16 protein-coding genes are annotated in these 18,140 nt (G+C 64.0%); 11 read left to right on the top strand and 5 right to left on the bottom strand.

The window, feature by feature from the left end:
• Positions 1-551 precede the first annotated feature (551 nt).
• A complete protein-coding gene (locus CRO75_RS33550) occupies positions 552-686 on the bottom strand; it encodes a hypothetical protein (RefSeq protein ID WP_256596230.1) in 135 nt (44 codons plus the stop codon).
• A 222-nt stretch (positions 687-908) separates the two neighbouring features.
• On the opposite strand from CRO75_RS33550, the gene CRO75_RS17840 reads away from it, so the two are divergent.
• The 8 genes from CRO75_RS17840 (at position 909) to CRO75_RS17805 (ending at position 11,562) form a co-directional block, all read left to right on the top strand.
• A complete protein-coding gene (locus CRO75_RS17840; protein WP_097137169.1) occupies positions 909-3,476 on the top strand; it encodes an EAL domain-containing protein in 2,568 nt (855 codons plus the stop codon).
• A 436-nt stretch (positions 3,477-3,912) separates the two neighbouring features.
• On the top strand, positions 3,913-5,502 hold the full coding sequence (locus CRO75_RS17835; RefSeq protein ID WP_097137161.1) for an amino acid permease: 1,590 nt from the start codon (positions 3,913-3,915) through the stop codon (positions 5,500-5,502).
• Positions 5,502-6,791, top strand: coding sequence for an FAD-binding oxidoreductase (locus CRO75_RS17830; RefSeq protein WP_097137159.1), 1,290 nt, complete (start codon positions 5,502-5,504; stop codon positions 6,789-6,791). Before CRO75_RS17835 ends, CRO75_RS17830 begins: the two co-directional genes overlap by 1 nt.
• 208 nt (positions 6,792-6,999) lie before the next feature.
• Positions 7,000-8,196 carry an enoyl-ACP reductase FabV gene (gene fabV / locus CRO75_RS17825; protein ID WP_016704607.1) on the top strand — a complete coding sequence of 399 codons (1,197 nt, stop codon included), beginning with the start codon at positions 7,000-7,002 and terminating at the stop codon, positions 8,194-8,196.
• Positions 8,197-8,348: 152 nt separating this feature from the next.
• Positions 8,349-9,269: a GDP-mannose pyrophosphatase NudK gene (gene nudK / locus CRO75_RS17820; RefSeq protein ID WP_097137157.1), complete on the top strand. Its 921-nt coding sequence runs from the start codon at positions 8,349-8,351 to the stop codon at positions 9,267-9,269.
• Between the two features lie 202 nt (positions 9,270-9,471).
• The gene (locus CRO75_RS17815) at positions 9,472-9,858 is read left to right on the top strand and encodes an EF-hand domain-containing protein (protein WP_009043551.1); all 387 of its coding nucleotides are present in this window, start codon (positions 9,472-9,474) and stop codon (positions 9,856-9,858) included.
• Positions 9,859-9,923: 65 nt separating this feature from the next.
• The gene (locus CRO75_RS17810) at positions 9,924-10,808 is read left to right on the top strand and encodes a DUF692 domain-containing protein (protein WP_097137155.1); all 885 of its coding nucleotides are present in this window, start codon (positions 9,924-9,926) and stop codon (positions 10,806-10,808) included.
• Positions 10,801-11,562, top strand: coding sequence for a putative DNA-binding domain-containing protein (locus tag CRO75_RS17805; RefSeq protein WP_097137153.1), 762 nt, complete (start codon positions 10,801-10,803; stop codon positions 11,560-11,562). Before CRO75_RS17810 ends, CRO75_RS17805 begins: the two co-directional genes overlap by 8 nt.
• Positions 11,563-12,588: 1,026 nt before the next feature.
• Here the strand turns inward: CRO75_RS17805 and CRO75_RS17800 are convergent.
• The 4 genes from CRO75_RS17800 to CRO75_RS17785 form a co-directional block, all read right to left on the bottom strand.
• A complete protein-coding gene (locus tag CRO75_RS17800; protein ID WP_097137151.1) occupies positions 12,589-13,095 on the bottom strand; it encodes a DoxX family protein in 507 nt (168 codons plus the stop codon).
• Positions 13,096-13,196: 101 nt separating this feature from the next.
• Positions 13,197-13,832 carry a hypothetical protein gene (locus CRO75_RS17795; RefSeq protein WP_097137149.1) on the bottom strand — a complete coding sequence of 212 codons (636 nt, stop codon included), beginning with the start codon at positions 13,830-13,832 and terminating at the stop codon, positions 13,197-13,199.
• A gap of 116 nt (positions 13,833-13,948) precedes the next feature.
• Entirely contained in the window at positions 13,949-15,268 is a 1,320-nt protein-coding gene (locus CRO75_RS17790) for an ATP-binding protein (protein WP_097137147.1), read from the bottom strand.
• Complete coding sequence (locus tag CRO75_RS17785; protein ID WP_023968023.1) at positions 15,265-16,005, bottom strand: response regulator; 741 nt, start codon at positions 16,003-16,005, stop codon at positions 15,265-15,267. The genes CRO75_RS17790 and CRO75_RS17785 overlap by 4 nt, the downstream gene beginning before the upstream one ends.
• 293 nt (positions 16,006-16,298) lie before the next feature.
• Here CRO75_RS17785 and CRO75_RS17780 point away from each other — a divergent pair, with 293 nt between their 5' ends.
• The 3 genes from CRO75_RS17780 (at position 16,299) to CRO75_RS17770 (ending at position 18,111) form a co-directional block, all read left to right on the top strand.
• Entirely contained in the window at positions 16,299-16,562 is a 264-nt protein-coding gene (locus CRO75_RS17780) for a DUF2790 domain-containing protein (protein ID WP_009048667.1), read from the top strand.
• Between the two features lie 47 nt (positions 16,563-16,609).
• Positions 16,610-16,819 carry a hypothetical protein gene (locus CRO75_RS17775; protein WP_009043560.1) on the top strand — a complete coding sequence of 70 codons (210 nt, stop codon included), beginning with the start codon at positions 16,610-16,612 and terminating at the stop codon, positions 16,817-16,819.
• Positions 16,820-16,890: 71 nt separating this feature from the next.
• Complete coding sequence (locus CRO75_RS17770; protein ID WP_097137145.1) at positions 16,891-18,111, top strand: cytochrome c biogenesis protein DipZ; 1,221 nt, start codon at positions 16,891-16,893, stop codon at positions 18,109-18,111.
• Positions 18,112-18,140 lie beyond the last annotated feature (29 nt).

Below are 18,140 nucleotides of genomic sequence, written 5' to 3'. Positions count from 1 at the left end.
GCATCTGTAGTACGCGAAATGGTTGCTACGAGGTGCTCGCAGCGGCGAAAAAATATGAAATAGACAGCAGATCTGATCGCATCTTGACCTGCTGCCGCTTTTGGCATCGAGGATGAAGAATTAGCCAGAAAATATTGGGCTACTTCAGACCATCCTTAAGTCGTGCCGACGGGTTCAAACTGATAATCGCAGCCGCACCTTTGCCGCTGCGTAAGGAGCCCGCGAATAGCCAGTTTGAAAGCCCGAAAAGCCCATGGCCGGATTTGACTTCCACATCAGCGAATTGCTCCGGATTTGCTAGACACATGATGTTTGCTTTGGGGCGAAAGCAGCTTTTCGTGACTTGCAGCTATTGGCCGATAGCAACCATGCACCCACTTTCACTTTGACCATTAGCTGAAATGCTCAAATGTTCCATTTTCAGATGGGCTTCGAGGCAGGCATCCATCCATGCACAGAAGCGCACTGACAGACAGAGAAAGGACGATTTAAAGCACGGATACCCAAGCACCACCTCACCCGAATACCCGCACCCGCTTTTTCACTTCAACTCAAACAACCTCCGCGCATTCCCCCGAGAACAGCACACGGTCGACGCCGATTTCGCTGATGGCGTCCAGCAGGCCCTTGGGGTGAAAGTGGCCGGCGGTGGTCAGGTAGAAGTAGTGGCTGACCGGCGTTCGCACGGTTTTCCATGGGCCGGCCACTTCGCGGCTATTCTCTAATTTCAGGTCGATGGCCTAAAAGATCCATGTCCACGCCTATGGCCTGATGTCCTGCTCGCCCGGGTAAAAACGCTTTTCTCAGCCTTGCTGAGCCGTATCGGGTGTTGCTTCGAGGACGGGCCCCTCCAGTTCGAGGGCGGTTAATGGCGCTTCACGGTGATCAGGGACGATGACAGTGAGGGCATGCATGCAGTGGCGGCCATGGATATGAGCGTCGGGTCAACGACCGGAGAAGAGGCGGCGGACTTTTTCGTGCAGACCCTGGAACAGGCCAACGATGCCGTGGTGATCATCGACGAGTGCAACCAGGTGGTGTTCTTCAACGCGGCGGCCGAACGCTTTTGGGGCTGTCCACGGTGCGAGGTGCTGGGCAGCGACGTCAGCATGCTGGTGCCGATCCCCATCCGCTCGCGGAACGACGGCGAGACCGGGGTCAACAAGATCATCGGCACCAGCCGCGATGTCTGTATCACACGCAAGGATGGCGAAGAGCGCTGGGGCGCGATGGCGATCTCGAAGATCACCCTGCAGGGGCGCATTTTATATGCCGCCTTTTTCAAGGACGTGACCCAGACGCGGCTGAAGGATATCGAGCAGCGCTTGCTGTCGATGTCGGTCAATGCCTGTAGCTCGGCCACCTGCATCGTCGACGCCGACGGCCGGCTGATCTATATCAACGACGGCCTGGTCCGCTTGCTGGGGTATTCCCGCGAGGAATTGCTGGAGCAGCGCTCGCCGCAGATGTTCTTCGTCGCCGACACCCCGGGCCAGGCCCGGGCCGACGAGCTGCAACTGGAGAGCATCCTCAGTGGCCAGCCCCATGAAGCCTGCGGCCTGGTCAGCAAGCGCAACGGCCAGCGGTTGTGGGTGCAGGTCTGCTCGGCGCCGGTGTTCGACGCCAAGGGGCGGATCGGCAATATCGTCATCGTGTTCACCGACATCACCCGTTCCAGGCTGCCCGAGGTGCTGCAGAACAAGGTCATCGGCGCCTTGTTGCAAGAGCAGCCCCTGGAACGCGTGTTGACGCTGCTGTGCCAGGAAATCGAGCGCCTGGCGCCGGAGGTCGTCGTCTCGATCCTTGGCGTGGACCCGCAGGGGCTGCTGCACCCCCTGGCCAGTCCCGGCCTGCCGGCCGACTATTCCCAAGCCATGGAGGGGCTGCCGATCGGGCCCGCCGCCGGTTCCTGCGGCACCGCGGCCTTTCGTGGCGAGCCGGTGCTGGTCACCGATATCGACACCGATCCGCTGTGGGCCGATTACCGTTTGCTGGCGCAGCTGGCCGGGGTGCGGGCCTGCTGGTCGATCCCGCTGCGCAACAGCGCCGGCAGGGTGTGCGCGACCTTTGCCCTGTACTTCCGCGAGAGCCGCAAGCCCGATACCACCCATGCCCACCTGATCATGACCGGGACCCACCTGTGCATGCTGGCGCTGGAGCGCGAGGAGGCGCGCCAGTCGATCCGCCACATGGCCTTGTCCGATGCCCTGACCGGCTTGCCCAATCGCAGTTCCCTGCTGGCCGAGGCCAACCGTAGCATCGCCGAGGTGGCCCTGGAGCAGGGTGAGCTGGCGGTGCTGTATGTCGACCTGGACCGCTTCAAGCAGGTCAACGAGGCCCTGGGGCATGCCTCGGGCGACGAGCTGCTGCAGCTTATGGCGCAACGGCTGCGCAGCGTGCTGCGCGAGTCGGACATCGTCGGCCGGCTGTCGAGCGACGAGTTCGTGCTGGTGCTGCCCCGGATGAACGCCACCCGGGTCACGGCCTTTCTCGAACGCCTGATGCCGACCCTGGGCGCCCCGGCCGATATTGCCGGGACCGCCGTGGTGCCTTCGGCCAGTGTCGGCGTCAGCCTGTACCCCAGCGACGGCCAGGATATGGAAAGCCTGCTGCATTGCGCCGATATCGCCATGTACCAGGCCAAGCGAACCGAGCGCGGCGGTTTCAGGTTCTTCCTCGAGGAGATGGACCAGCTCGCCCAGCAGCGCCTGCAGCTGGAGACGGCGCTGCGCCAGGCCCTGACCAGCGACGGCCTGCATCTGGTCTATCAACCGCAGATCGACTTGCACAGCAACGGCCTGGTCGGGGTCGAGGCGCTAGCGCGCTGGGAGCATCCGCGCCTGGGCAATATCCCGCCCGCGCAATTCATCGCGCTGGCCGAGGAGTGCGGGTTGATCAACTACCTCAGCCAGTGGGTGCTGTGCGAGGCCTGCGAGCAACTGGCGCGCTGGCGTCGATCGGGAATCCGGGTGCCGTCCATCTCGGTCAACCTGTCGCCGATCAACTTCCACAACCTCAACCTGGCGGCCCTGATCGCCCGCCAGTTGCAGCGTTGCGGCCTGCAGCCGGCGGACCTGTGCGTGGAGGTCACGGAGGGCGTTTTCCTGTGCAGCAGCCCGACCACCGAGCAGACCCTCCAGGACCTGCATACCCTGGGCGTGCGCCTGGCCATCGATCACTTTGGCGCGGGCTATTCCAGCCTGGGCTATCTGCGGCGCTTGCCGATCAACGAGCTGAAGCTGGACCAGAGCTTCGTCGAGGAGCTGGAGCACGACGCCACCTGCCGCGCCTTGAGCGAGGCGGTCATCGGCATCGGCAAGGGCCTGTCCCTGCGGGTCATCGCCGAGGGCATCGAACACCCCGCGCAGCGCGACATCCTGCAGGCGCGGGGCTATGACGTGGGGCAGGGCCAGTTGTTTTCCTCGCCATTGCCGGCCCGGGCGTTCGGGCAGTGGTTTGTGGGTTGGCAGAGTTAGCCGGCCGCTCGATGGGGCAGCAGCGCCGCGCTCCAGGCGGACGCGAAGTGGACCGCGACGGGCCTGCGCACGACCCTCTCTTTTCCTTCTTTCCAGGGCCGCTGCGGGCATTGCCCGGTGCCAGGCGTGGGCGTGGTCATTCAAACACTATGTTCTTTAAGTCAAGTTGTTAGCGTGTAGGGATTTTCTGTTTTATGCCGTCGAAAACCAATTAAACCTGACGGTTTGTTAGACGTTTAGTTGTGGGTATTTAGTGTTTCTGCTTATTGGGTTTTGTAACTTTTGGCGTATTCCGTATGGGACTGATGTGATTCGGGAAAATCATTTGTCAGCGGTATTTTTGTGGGCTTTAGTGGGGGTGGAAAAACAACTCGCGAACACTTCCAAACAGCATGATTCAATCATGGGTGGTTTAAATATAATAAGAAGGTAAGCCATGACAGACTCCACAAGAGTGCCGGCTGCGTGCGATACAGCGGGCGATTTTCATAATGAGAAAACCGCCGGCGGACTGAAAAGAGCCCTGACGCCCCGGCACCTGAACATGATCGCCATCGGCGGCTGCATCGGTACCGGGCTGTTCGTCGCCTCGGGCTCGACCATTGCCCAGTCCGGGCCGGGCGGCGCGCTGCTGGCCTTTGTGGTCATCGGCGCCATGGTGTTCTTCCTGATGACCAGCCTCGGCGAACTGGCGTCCTGCATGCCAGTCACCGGTTCGTTCTCGACTTATGCCTCCAAGTATGTCGATGAAAGTTTCGGCTTCGCCCTGGGCTGGAACTACTGGTATGCCTGGGCGGTGACCGTTGCAGTCGATCTGGTGGCCGCGCAGATCATCATGGCTTATTGGTTTCCGGATGTGCCGGGGTATATCTGGAGTGCGGGTTTTCTATTGATCATCAGCGCACTTAATATGGCCTCGGTGCGCTTGTTCGGTGAGTCCGAATATTGGTTCGCCCTGATTAAAGTCATCACCATCCTGCTGTTTATCACGGTGGGCATTCTGATGTTGTTCGGCATTCTCAGCGGCGGCGAAAATGCCGGCCCCAGGCTCTGGTTGATTGGCGATGCGCCGATTGTCGGCGGCCTGGGGGCCCTGGTCGGGGTGGCGATGATCGTGGGGTTTTCGTTCCAGGGCACCGAGTTTGTCGGCATCGCCGCCGGTGAAACCCGGGACCCCGGGAAAAACGTGCCACGCGCGGTGCGGCAGATCTTCTGGCGGATCCTGCTGTTCTACGTGCTGACCATCCTGATCATCGGCCTGTTGATTCCGTACAACGACCCGAGCCTGTTGAGGAATGGGGTGTCCGATATCCGTGTCAGCCCCTTCACCCTGATCTTCGAACGGGCCGACATGCTCGGCGCGGCCGCGGTGATGAACGCGGTGATCCTGACCTCGGTGCTGTCCGCCGGGAACTCCGGCATGTATGCCTCCTCGCGGATGCTCTACAGCCTGGCCCTGGAGGGCAAGGCGCCGGCGATCTTCGCCCGTTTGAGCGCATCCGGTACCCCGCGGTGGGCGCTGCTGGCCACGGCCACGGTGGCGGCCCTGTGCTTCCTGACCTTCATCTTCAGCCCGGGGCAGATCTATAACTGGCTGCTCAACACCTCGGGCATGCTCGGCTTTATCGCCTGGCTGGGCATTGCGGTCAGCCACTACCGGTTTCGCCGTGGTTATGTGCGCCAGGGCCATGACCTGGGCAATTTGCCTTATGTGTCGCGGTTCTTTCCGTTCGGGCCGATTTTCGCCTTTGTCCTGTGCCTGTTCGTCACCCTGGGGCAGAACTATCAAGCCCTGCTCGGCGACTCGATCGATTGGGCCGGGCTGACCGCCACCTATATTGGCCTGGTGCTGTTCCTGGCGATCTGGCTGGCGCACAAAGTTGTCAGTGGATCCAGGTTCGTCCGGTTCGATGACATGAGCTTTTCGATGATTCGCAACAAGTCCGAGACTTGCCCGCCGCTGGAATCGGCTATGAATGAGAGTGCGGGTCTTCCTGTGCGAATGACCCAGGTCGGAGCCAAGTGATGAGTCAGGATTTTCTCGAAAGTTATTACCAGGCCACGGTTGAAAAGACCGCTTATCCGGCGCTCGGCGGCCGGGTGGAAACCCGGGTGTGCATTCTGGGCGGCGGGCTGGCCGGGCTGTCCACGGCGCTTGGCCTGGCTGAACGCGGGGTGACCGACGTGGTGGTGCTGGAATCCCACACCGTGGGGCACGGCGCCTCGGGGCGCAACGGCGGTTTTGTATTCGGCGGCTATTGCCTGGGCAATGCCGAGCTGCTCAAGACCCTGGGCCGCGAGGAAGCGCGGCGGCTCTACCGGCTGACCATCGATGCGGTCGAGCTGATCCGCCAGCGCGTCCGGCAATACGGTATCCAGTGCGACCTGACCGACAGGGGCGTGCTGCTGGCCAACTGGTTCAACGACCCGGCGCGCCTGGAAAAGCCTCGGCAGCTAATGAAGGAGGTCTATGGCGTCGACTGGCAGTATGTGGCGCCGGACGAGTTGCGGGAAAAGCTCAAGACCGAGCGCTATTTCGGCGCCTTGTTCGAGAGCAATGCCTTTCACTTCCACCCGCTCAAGTATGTCTATGGCGTGGCGGCGGCTGTGGCCGGCTATGGCATCGATATCCACGAACACTCGGCGGCCCTGGCGATCGAGCAGCAGGGCGGCAAGTACCTGGTCAAGACCGCGGGTGGCGAAGTCCTGGCCGAGCAGGTGGTGTTCGCCGCGGGTGGGTATGCCCGCGGGCTATACCGGCCGGTGGAGCGGGCGACGCTGCCGATTGCCACCTATGTAGTGGCGACCGAACCCCTGGGCGAGCGTTTGCGGGAAGCGATCAACTGCGAGTCGGCCATTTACGACACCCGCTTTGCCTTCGACTATTACCGCCCGCTGGCGGACAGCCGGATCCTCTGGGGCGGGCGCATTTCCATCCTCAATCGTGGCCCGCAGGCGATCGCCGGCTTGCTCAAAGCCGATCTGGTCACGGTCTACCCGCAACTGGCCGACGTCGAGATCGAGTATTCCTGGGGCGGGCTGATGAGCTACGGCCGCCAGCAGATGGCGCAGATCGGCCGGGACGACAACGGCGTGTGGCATGCCGTGGGGTTTGGCGGTCACGGCATGGCGCCGACCACGGTGGCGGGGGAAGTGCTGGCGGATGCCATCGCCAAGGCCATTCCGATTCCCCGGGGCTTTGGCCAGTTTGGCCTGGTGCCCACCTTTGGCTTGGCCGGTCTGGTCGCGGCGCAGGCGACCTATACCGCCTATCAGGCCCTGGATGCCTACGATGCCCACCGTTTGAACAAATGACGCAGCTTTTCCCTGGCTGTACAGGTCATGGAGCAATCTCAGCGTTTTCTGGCCCAAACCCCGGAATGAACTTATGCTGGCGGGCAAATCTGCACTCATTGAAAACCCAAGGCGTGACGCGAGGACGTTCCGAGCGTCTACGACTTGAACAAGTGACGCTGCTGCAGCCCGTATTGGCTCTTGGCATATTGAAATTGGGAGATTGTGTATGGTCATCAAACCCCGCGTTCGCGGCTTTATCTGTGTGACGACCCACCCGGTCGGTTGCGAAGCCAACGTCAAGCAACAGATCGACTACGTCACCGAACAAGGCACCATCGACGCTGGGCCAAAGAACGTACTGGTGCTCGGCGCTTCCACCGGCTACGGCCTGGCCGCACGTATCACCGCCGCCTTCGGTTGCGGCGCCAACACCCTGGGTGTGTTCTTCGAGCGCGGCAGCGTTGACGGCAAGCTCGGCACCGCCGGCTGGTACAACACCGCGGCTTTCCACAAGTTCGCCGAAGAAAAAGGCCTGTACGCCAAGAGCATCAACGGCGACGCCTTCTCCGACGAAGTCAAGCGCCAGACCATCGAAACCATCAAGCGCGACCTGGGCAAGATCGACCTGGTGGTCTACAGCCTGGCCGCTCCGCGCCGTACCCACCCGAAAACCGGCGAAGTCCTGAGCTCGACCCTCAAGCCGCTGGGCAAATCGGTGACCCTGCGCGGTGTCGATACCGACAAGGAAATCGTTAAGGAAACCACCCTGCAGCCAGCCACCCAGGAAGAAATCGACGGCACCGTGGCCGTGATGGGCGGCGAAGACTGGCAGATGTGGATCGATGCGCTGCACGAAGCCGGCGTCCTGGCTGAAGGCGCTAAAACCACCGCCTTCACCTACCTGGGCGAGAAGCTGACCCACGACATCTACTGGAATGGTTCCATCGGCGAAGCCAAGAAGGACCTGGACCAGAAAGTCATCGGCATCCGCAAGGAGCTGTCGGACCTGGGCGGCGACGCGCGGGTATCGGTGCTCAAGGCCGTGGTGACCCAGGCCAGCTCGGCGATCCCGATCATGCCGCTGTACCTGTCGCTGCTGTTCAAGGTCATGAAAGAGCAGGGCAGTCACGAAGGTTGCATCGAGCAGGTCTACGGTCTGTATAAGGACAGCCTGTACAACCCGAACCCGATCATCGACCAGGAAGGCCGCCTGCGTGCCGACTACAAAGAACTGGAACCTGCCGTCCAGGACCGCGTGAAGCAGCTGTGGGATGAAGTCACCAGCGAAAACCTCTACCAGATGACCGACTTCGCCGGCTACAAGCAGGAATTCCTGCGCCTGTTCGGTTTCGAGATCGACGGCGTCGACTATGAAGCCGATGTCGATCCGGACGTGAAGATCGCCAACCTGATCCAGGTGTAAGCGAACTTAACGCATCATCGCCAACGCCCCTCCCATGAGGGGCGTTGTCGTTTCTGCCCGGGCCGCTGCCTGTCAACGGTCGGCTTGGGTTGGGATCGACATCTGGCGCATCCCTCGTGTTGAATGTCGGCCCATTGCCAAGGGGGAAGACCATGCAAGCCGCACCCGTGCGCATCACCGCCGAAGAGATGCTCTCCGACAACTGGTACCTGCTGAAGAAATACAGCTTCGACCTGCAACGCCGCGACGGCAGCTGGCAGGCGCAGACCCGCGAGGTCTACGACCGCGGCAATGGCGCGACCATCCTGCTGTACAACCGCGAGCGGCGCACGGTGCTGCTGATCCGCCAGTTCCGCATGCCGACCTACGTCAACGAGCACAGCGGCTACTTGATCGAGACCGCCGCCGGCCTGCTGGACAATGCCAGCCCGGAACAGCGCATCCGCCTGGAAGCCGAAGAGGAAACCGGCTACCGCGTCGGCGCGGTGGAGAAGGTCTATGAAGCCTTCATGAGCCCCGGCTCGGTCACCGAGCGCATCCACTTTTTCATTGGCGAATACTCCCCCGACTACCGTATCGGCGACGGTGGCGGCCTGGAGGAAGAGGGCGAGGACATCGAGGTGCTGGAACTGGGTTACCAGCAGGCGCTGGACATGGTGCGCAGCGGCGAGATCGTCGATGGCAAGACCATCATGCTCCTGCAATACCTGGAACTGCGCCTGATGCCGCCGCGCCGCCTGACGATCCTGGTGGCCGCGCCCCGGTACTCGGCAACCGACGATGCGGCGGTGCTGGCGCAGCAGGTCGCCAGCCTGGATGACTGGGCCGCGCGGCTGTTCGAGGCCGGGCACAGCCCTGTGTTCGGCCAGTGGCTGGGGGTGGCGGCGGGCGACTCGAGCGCTGTCGGCGAGTTCCAGGCGCGTGCGCGGCATCAGTTGCAGCGTTGCGACGCGCTGCTGCGCGTCGGCGGAGCCTGCGCCCGTGCCGATGCCCTGGTCGCCATGGGTGAGCAATTGGGCCTGCCGGTCTACCGTTCGCTGCAGGACATCCCGCGTTGCACTTCGGCCAGTTGAGCCAGCGCTCAACAGGCCGGCTGGCCGACGGCCTTGTATCGGAGTGTGTATCGGCCCGCTGCTGATACACCTGCTTGTCCTGGCGCCGGTTGCGCACACAACCCGGATACACCCCGAGGATTAACTACGTCCACCCGCTAGCACCGAGCTTCTCGGTGTCGGTGGCGGGAACCGTTAATCAATCCATCGAAGGGGTATCAGCATGTTCAAACTCTCCAACGTTTCCAACGTCGCGCTTGGCCTGGCACTGGTCGGCGGCCTGGGCCTGTCCACCGCCGCTTCGGCGCTGAGCATGACCGAGCTGTCCCAGGGCTACACCCTGGCCGCGGCCGACGGGGTCAAGACCTCGGCCGAAGGCAAGTGTGGCGAAGACAAGTTCGCCAAGACCGACACTAACCACGACGGCAAGGTCTCCCGCGAGGAGTTCATCGCCGCCGCCCCCGAGCGCGCCGCCGAGTTCGACAAGATCGACGCCAACCACGATGGCGCCATCAGCCTGAGCGAAGCCAAGCAGTACCTGGCGGCCAAGGCCGGTTCGGCCGAAGGCAAATGTGGCGAAGGCAAGTGCGGTGCGGCGATCGAGTCCTGATCGACGGTGGTGGGGGGCACCCGGGTGCCCCCCGGTTTTTTCCGGGGCAACCAGGAGACTGGCCCATGCAACCCTCTCACAGCGTGTTATCTGCCCAGGCTCCGCGGTTGCCTGTTTCGGCAACCGTGGGGCTTGGCTTGCGTCGTGCCTTGCTCGACTCATTGCATACGGCGCCTGCGGGCGCTTTTGACTTTCTGGAACTGGCGCCGGAGAACTGGATCGGCATCGGCGGTGCCCATGGCGCCGCGTTGCGCGCCCTGGCCGAGCGTTACCCGCTGAGCTGCCACGGGCTGTCGTTGTCCCTCGGTGGCCCGGCACCGCTGGACCTGGGGTTCCTGCGGGAAGTGCGGCAGTTTCTCGAGCGTTTTAAGGTGCCGCTGTACAGCGAACACCTGAGCTACTGTGGCGACGACGGGCACCTCTACGACCTGCTGCCGCTGCCGTTCACCGAAGAGGCGGTGCGCCATGTCGCGGCGCGCATCCGCCAGGCCCAGGAGGTGCTGGGCCGGCGCCTGGCGGTGGAGAATGTCTCGTACTACGCCGCGCCGCGCCAGGACATGGACGAGCTGGCGTTCACCAACGCGGTGCTGGCCGAAGCCGATTGCGACCTGTTGCTGGACGTCAACAACCTCTACGTCAACTCGGTGAACCACGGGTTCGAGCCCCAGGCCTTTCTTGCCGGCCTGCCGCCAGAAAGGGTGGTGGCGATGCATGTGGCCGGGCACTACGACCAGTCCGACAGCCTGAAGATCGACACCCACGGTGCGCCGGTCAAAGCGGTGGTCTGGGATTTATTGGCGCGCGCCTACCAACTGTTTGGCGTGCAACCGACCCTGCTGGAACGGGACTTCAACTTCCCGCCATTCGCCGAGCTGTTGGGCGAGCTGGACAGCATCCGCCAGTTGCAGGCCAGTGCCTGCCAGATGCAGGGGAGGCTGGCCCATGGATAAGCCGATGATCGCCCTCGACGCCCAGCAACAGGCCCTGACCGCCTACCTGCGCGACCCCGAGCACCGGGCGCCGCCCGCCGGGATGGACCGCGTGCGAGTGGAGATTTACCGCGAGCTGGTGTTCGACAACCTGCTGTCGTTGCTCAGTGGTACTTTTCCGGTGCTGCGTTCGGTGCTCGGCGAGACGGAATGGCGCCGGCTGCTGCGGGTGTTCCTGCGCGAGCACCGCTGTGCCACGCCAAAGTTCGGCGAGATCGCCGGCGAATTCGTGGCCTGGATGGCTTCCACGCCCGCCGGTTTGCAGGACGGCAGTTGGCCGGCCTTCATGGTCGAACTGAGCCATTACGAGTGGATCGAAATGGCCCTGCAACAGACCGAAGCCGAACCGTTGCCGGCCAGCGACCCGGAGCGGCTGCTGACCCAGCCCTTGCGCCTGTCGCCCCTGGCCTGGCCGCTGGCCTACGCCTGGCCGGTGCAGCGCCTGGGCCCGGCTTGGCATCCCAGCGAACCCGGGGCAGCACCGACCTTGTTGCTGATCTACCGCGATGCCGGCTACCGCGTGCGCTTTTGCGAACTCAGCCCGCTGGCCTGGCGCCTGCTGGAGCGTATCGAGGCGTTCCCCCAACTCCACGGTCGCGCCCAGTTGCAAGGCCTGGCCCTGGAAGCGGGCATCGACGACCTCGACACCTTTCTCGCCAATGGCCAGAGCCTGCTACGACAACTGCACGGCCAAGGCGCTATCGGCCCTGTGTAGCCGCTGGCGCAGCCTGCGCTCGGCGGCGTAGCCGTCGTAAAACCCGCTTGCACGTTGTCCCTGGCACACCGCGTTGCCTGGGTTCGCGTCTGCTGCGCAGCCGAGCGCAGGCTGCGCCAGCGGCTACAGGGATATGCGCCTGTTATCGAACGTTCCCTGCGCAGAAACACCAAGGCTGCGGCGCAAAGCTGCGGCTGCTTTGTAGCAATCGGCGGTTCAATCCGATAGGCGCTTGAACAGATGCCGGCTCCAGCCGTTATTGGCCCGATGTAGCCGCTGGCGCAGCCTGCGCTCGGCGGCGTAGCCGTCGTAAAACCCGATTGCACGTTGTCCCTGGCACACCGCGTTGCCTGGGTTCGCGTCTGCTGCGCAGCCGAGCGCAGGCTGCGCCAGCGGCTACGGGGATATGTGTCTGTTATCGAACGTTCCCTGCGCAGAAACACCAAAGCCGCAGCGCCAGCTGCGGCTGCTTTGCAGCAATCGGCGGTTCAATCCGATAGACGCTTGAACAGATGCCGGCTTCAGCCGTTATCGGCCCAATGTAGCCGCTGGCGCAGCCTGCGCTCGGCGGCGTAGCCGTCGTAAAACCTGGTTGCACGTTCTCCCTGGCACACCGCGTTGCCTGGGTTCGCGTCTGCTGCGCAGCCGATCGCAGGCTGCGCCAGCGGCTACGGGGATATGTGCCTGTTATCGAACTTCCGCCGTAGAAACGCCAAAGCCGCAGCTCAAGCTGCGGCTGCTTTGCAGCGATCGGCGGTTCAATCCGATACGCGCTTGAAAGATGCCGGCTCCAGCCGTTATCGGCCCGATGTAGCCGCTGGCGCAGCCTGCGCTCGACGGCGTAGCCGTCGTAAAACCCGGTTGCACGTTCTCCCTGGCATACCGCGTTGCCTGGGTTTGCGTCTGCTGCGCAGCCGATCGCAGGCTGCGCCAGCGGCTACAGGGATATGCGTCTGTTATCAAGCTTTTCTCCCGTAGAAACACCAAAGCCGCAGCGCAAGCTGCGGCTTTTTTTGCCCCGAGGGATCAGCGTCCGTGGCGCAGGCGCCCGATCAATGCATCCAGGCTGAGTTTACCCGGGCCCTGGAACAGCAGCGGCAGCAGCGCCGCCAGGTAGATCACCGGCAGTTTGAAGTTGCCGTGGCCCTTGTTGCTGATGGCGTATCCCTGGGCCAGTTCACTGAGGCTTGACCAGTCGGCCGGCCAGTGCACGGCGGCGGTGGCGACCACTGTGACCACGATCAGCACCAGCGCGGCGCAGCGGGTGCCCAGGCCCAGCAGCAGCGCCAGGGGGCACAGCAGCTCGGCCCACATCGACAGCTGCCAGTTCAGGCTCGCCGGCAACTGGTCGAAGGGAAAGGGGAAGGCGGACTGGATCTGCTGGAACCAGTTTTCCCCCCGCCATTTTTCCAGGCCCGACTCGAAAAACTCCCAGGCCAGCAACAGGCGCAGGCTGAGGAGGGCGACCCAAGGGGACAGGCGATTGAGGTGGCGTTGCAGCCCGTCGAGGGCGGACGACAGTGTGAGGATCATCGGGTGGATCTCCTGGGCAAAGTGGGGGGCATTACAAAAGCGGCGCCGCCTGCGACGTCGATCGCAGCGCCTGCGCCAGCGGCTACCGGGGCGGTATCAGCTCAGCGCGGGTTCAGGGCCTGGCGTTGCCGGCGTTTGTTGGCCTGGGCCAGCTTGCCCAGCAGGTTGATCGCCATGGCCGAGCAGGTGAGCGTGAAAGGCAGCAGGTACCAGGCGCTCAAGGGGATGCGTTTGAAATTGGAGAAAGCGAATATCGCGGCGATCACCCACATGCCGGTGGTGTGCAAGCGTTTCCAGGCCGTGCGGCTGAGCAGCGAGGCCGGGCCTTTGAACGAGGTCAGGGTCAGCAGCAGGATAAACAGGTAACCCACGGACCCGGGCAGGTTGCCCAGGGTGCTGCGGCCGGGCCAGAACTGCGGGTTCAGTTGCCCGTAGCTGTAGATCAGCAGCGCGTGGAGCAGGTGCGAGAAGGCGAACGCCAGGCCGATGAAACGGCGCTCGCGCACCAGCGTCTGGCTCAGGGGAGAGGGCAGCAGCACGGCGAATGCCGAGGCAGTGAAGGCCAGCAGAAACAGCACGAAGGACGAACGCGCGGTGGCGCGGATGGCGCTGCGGGTGGCCTCGACCAGGTTCGGCTCGAGCAGCAGCACCAGCGCGGTCATCAGCAGCACGGCGGCGGCCAGCAGGCTGAACAGCCGCCAGCCGTGGAAACGCGAGGGAAGGGATGGTGTGGGCATGAGAGGCTCCTTGAGGTTGGGCGCCGCTGTCGCGGCGCGTCCCAGGAGTCTTGCAAGGCCATGTATATCGGCTGTGTCGGCGAGGGGCGGTTATGTAAGCCTGTGTAGCGAGGCGCTCAGAGGCTGGCCTTGTTGCTGACCAGGATCAGCTCCGCGCACAGGCCTCCCCCTTCGCGATTACTCAGGCGCAGCGAGCCACCCAGGGCCACCGCCAGTTGCTGGGCGATGGCCAGCCCCAGGCCGGTGCCACCGGTGTCGCGATTGCGCGAGCTTTCCACCCGATAGAACGGCTTGAGCACTTCGGCCAGTTGCTCTTCGCTGATCCCCGGGCCGCGGTCCAGGACCTTGACCGACAGGCGATCGCCGGCTTGTGCCTGGACTTCGATCCGCGCCGCGCCGGAGAACTTCAGCGCGTTGTCCACCAGGTTCACCAGCACCCGGCGCAGGGCGTGGGGGCGGGTGTCGATCAGCGCGCCGTTCTTGCCGGCCAGCTCGACGTCCTGGCCGGTGTCCTGGTAGTCGAACACCAGGCTGTCGAGAAACGCGTCCAGGTCGATGCGGCAACTGGCCTCGGTGGCGCCATGGATGCTGCGGGCATAGGCCACGCCTTCGCGCACCAGGTGCTCCATTTCACTCAGGTCGTTCCACAGCTTGTCCTTCTCGGTGGAGTCGTCCATGAACTCGGCGCGCAGTTTCATGCGGGTGATCGGCGTCTGCAGGTCGTGGGAAATCGCCGCCAGCAGTTGCATGCGCTCCTTGAGGTAGGCGCCGATCCGCGCCTGCAGGGCATTGAAGGCCTTGGCCGCGTGCACCACTTCGATCGGGCCCTTTTCGTCCAGGTGTACGCCGTGGGTGTTGGGGTCGAGGCTGTCCACCGCCTGGGCCAGCCGGGTCAGCGGGCGCACGGCGATGCGTACCGCCAGCCAGGCGCAGAGGATCAGCACCAGCAACTGCCCCAGCAACACTGCCGGCAACCAGGGCGATATCGGCGTCATCGCCGGGCGCACGTCGATGGTCAGCGGGCTGCCGTCGGCCAGTTGCAGGTGGGCCTGATAGTGCTGGCGCGGTCCGGGGATGGTGTTGAATGTCAGGTGGTAGTCGCCGCCAATGGCGTTCTTGATCGAGTTCACCGAGACCGGTACATCGGCGCTGTCCATGGGCTGGCCGGGTTCGCCGGCGCTGAGCAGGTAGCCATAGTTGCGCCGTTGCAGACGTTGCAGCCAGGCGGGGCGCTCGGCGGCGGGCAGGCGGTCGAGGATGGCGATGGAGGTGGCGACGTCGCTCTCCAGGTTGCCGAGCATGGTCATCTTCGCGCTCTGGTAGCGCTCGTAGGACTGCGCGGCGAACGACAGGCCCTGGGCCAGCGCCAGGCCGATCAGGAAAATCAGCGACAGTCGCGAGGCGAGGGTGCGCGGCCAGTGCAACGCAAGCTTCATGACGCGGCCTCGAGGATCTCCACCGGCAGCGAGAACACATAACCCTCGCTGCGCACGGTCTTGATGTAGGCCGGTTCGCGGGCGTCGTCCAGCAGGCGCTGGCGCAGGCGGCTGACCAGCAGGTCGATGGAGCGGTCGAACAGGTCGGCGTCGCGGCCCTGGGTCAGGTTGAGCAGCTGGTCGCGGTTGAGTACCCGTTGCGGGTGGTCGAGGAACACCCGCAGCAGCCGGTATTCGGCGCCGCTCAGGGCGACCAGGGTGCCGTCCTGGTCCAGCAGATGGCGCGCGGTGGTGTCCAGGCGCCAGCGGCCGAAGCCCAGCAGGCGGCCGCTCTCGGTGACCACCAGGTTCGGCGGCAGCATGCGCGTGCGGCGCAGCACGGCATTGATCCGCGCCAGCAGCTCGCGGGCGGCGAAGGGCTTGACCAGGTAGTCGTCGGCGCCCATCTCCAGGCCGATGATGCGGTCGGTCTCGTCGTTGCGCGCGGTCAGCATCAGCACCGGCGTGGCCTTGTGCTTGCCGGCGCGCAGCTCGCGGCACAGCAGCAGGCCGTCGTCGCCGGGCAGCATGATGTCGAGCACGATCAGGTCCACCGGGGTGGTTTCCAGGAAGCTGCGCATCTGCCTGCCGTCAGCCACTACCGTGGTGCGCAGGCCGTTCTTTTTCAGGTAGTTGCCTACCAGCTCTCTGATTTCGCGGTCGTCATCGACTATCAATACGTGATCGACATGATCCATGGGGTTGCCTCTGCATAGGGTCGTGCTGCCTAGTCTATAGGGCCCGGGCGGGCCTGCCTGCGGGCTTTTGTATTGCAGTGTATCTGGCGCCTGGCTGAATACACGGCGATGCAAAACAGGGTTTTTCCGACGCCTTTGTATCGCTGTGTATCCCCCGGCTGCATGGATACGCAGGGACACCGCAAGGGCGGTTTGCCGACACAAGCGCGATACCTGCCGCGCATTCAATGGGCTCCATCGAGGCACAGCCACTGGCCTCGCAACCCAACCCATTGTCGTTCGAGGAAACCCGCATGAAACGAACCGCCCTCTACGCTGCCTGCCTGTTCGCCGCGCTGAATATCTGCACCCTGTCGGCCCGCGCCGAAAGCACCGTGCAGGCCCAGACCTACAGCTATGGCACCCAGCTGGATATCCAGAAAGTCCTGTCGATGACCGAAGACGCCGAGCCGAGCTGCGGCGTGGTCAATGCCCGCATGACCTACCTCGATTCCCAGGGCCGTACCCAGGCCCTGGATTACCGCAAGTTCGCCAACAACTGTAACGACGGCAACTGAGTGCACTCACTTGTCATGTAGTCCCTGTTGAACATGAGGATCAGCCCATGAACACCCTGAAAACCTGCCTGCTTGCCCTGACCTTGACCCTGGCCGGTGTGGCTGTGGATGCCAGCGCCGCCGATTCGTCCTGCACGACCTGCTTCCAGCTCGCGCCCTTGAGCCAGGGCGGCCAGCCAGAGCGAGCGGCGCCGCTGCTCGCCGAAGGCGGCTACGAGCGCACCCCGCAAGGGATGCGCGCCGACAACCAGGCCTGAACCGGCCTGCCCACCCTGGATACGCCCGCCATCGATGGCGGGCGGGACATTGACCGATCACAGGTGATGCCATGTTGCTCATAGCGTTTCTCGGCGGGGTCCTGACCATCCTCAGCCCCTGCATTCTTCCGGTGGTGCCGTTCCTGTTCGCCCGGGCCGACCGCTCGCGCGGCTCGGTGCTGCTGACCCTCGGCGGCATGGCGCTGACCTTTGCCCTGGTGTCGAGCCTGGCGGTGGTCGGCAGCGACTGGATCGTCCGGGCCAACGGCATCGGGCGCCAGCTGGCGCTGATTGTGCTGGGGCTGTTCGCGTTGTCGCTGATATTTACCCGCTTCGGCAACTGGCTGGCCCGCCCCTGGGTCAGCCTGGGCAATCGCCTGGACGGCCTGCGCCTCGATCGGGCGCGCAAGTTCTCCGGGCCCTTGGCGGCGCTGTTGCTGGGGGTGGCCACCGGCTTGCTCTGGGCGCCCTGTGCCGGGCCGATTCTCGGGGTGATCCTGACTGGTGCCATGCTGCAAGGGGCGAGCGCCCAGACCAGCCTGTTGCTGCTGGCCTACGGCCTGGGCAGTGCCCTGTCCCTGGGGCTGCTGATCTTTGCCGGAAGAGGGCTGGTCAACCGGCTCAAGCCGTCCCTGCCGGCCACCGCCTGGTTGCGCCGTGCCGCCGGTTGCCTGGTGTTGCTGGCGGCCGTGGCGATCGGCAGCGGGGTGGACGACCGCCTGCTGGCCAGCACCTCATCCCAAGGCGGCGCGGCCCTCGAGCAGGGCCTGCTGAAGAGCGTGCCCAAGGCCCTGGACTATCTGATCGACAAGGCTGGCGCGGCACCCGCCGAGACGCTGCCGAGCAAGGGCCCGATGCCTTCGCTGAGTGGCGCGGTGCAATGGTTGAATTCGCCGCCGCTGGACGCCGAAGCCTTGCGCGGCAAGGTGGTACTGGTGGACTTCTGGACCTACGACTGCATCAACTGCCAGCACAGCCTGCCGTATGTGAACGCCTGGGCGAAAAAGTACGCCAAGGACGGGCTGGTGGTGATCGGCGTGCACACCCCGGAATACGCCTTCGAAAAGGTCATCGACAACGTCACGGCCCAGGTGCGCAAGCTGGATATCGGCTACCCGGTGGCCATCGACAACGACTATGCGATCTGGCGTGCCTTCGACAACCAGTACTGGCCGGCCCACTACTTTGTCGACGCCCGCGGCCAGGTGCGCTACAGCCACTTTGGCGAGGGCAGTTACGAGACGCAGGAACAGGTGATCCAGCAGCTGTTGCGCGAAGCCAAGGCGCCTTGAGGGGCCGGGTTGCCGATTGGGGGCAGGGC

This window comes from Pseudomonas sp. LAMO17WK12:I10, assembly GCF_900215185.1.
Taxonomy (GTDB): Bacteria; Pseudomonadota; Gammaproteobacteria; order Pseudomonadales; family Pseudomonadaceae; genus Aquipseudomonas; species Aquipseudomonas chlororaphis.
Note: the sequence above shows the minus strand (reverse complement) of the source record. Positions and strands in the feature narration are given on the sequence as shown.